Genomic DNA, 251 nt, shown 5'->3' with positions numbered 1-251 from the left:
GGTGAAGTTCGTGAAGTCAGCCCAGCGCCTGGGATTCAGCCTGGATGAAGTCGGCCAGCTCCTGAAACTGGAGGACGGCACCCATTGCAGCGAGGCGGCCGAACTGGCTGCTCACCGGCTGGCCGATGTGCGCGTACGCATGGCGGACCTCACGCGGATGGAAGAGGCCCTGTCGACGCTAGTGAGAGAGTGCAACGCGCACCATGGCAATGTTTCCTGCCCGTTGATCGCAGCTTTGCATTGCTGCTAAA

The 251-nt window shown here is 61.4% G+C and carries 1 protein-coding gene; it reads left to right on the top strand.

Features of this window, described 5'->3' with window-relative positions; genetic code table 11:
* The coding region (locus tag NDO48_RS29405) for a MerR family DNA-binding protein (RefSeq protein WP_267322942.1) at nucleotides 1-250 on the top strand (250 nt) is incomplete at its 5' end.
* Nucleotide 251 lies beyond the last annotated feature (1 nt).

The sequence above is a fragment of the Aminobacter sp. MET-1 genome, assembly GCF_026521175.1.
Classification (GTDB): domain Bacteria; phylum Pseudomonadota; class Alphaproteobacteria; order Rhizobiales; family Rhizobiaceae; genus Aminobacter.
The sequence above is the reverse complement of the archived record's forward strand: the minus strand, read 5'-3'. Positions and strand labels throughout refer to the sequence as shown.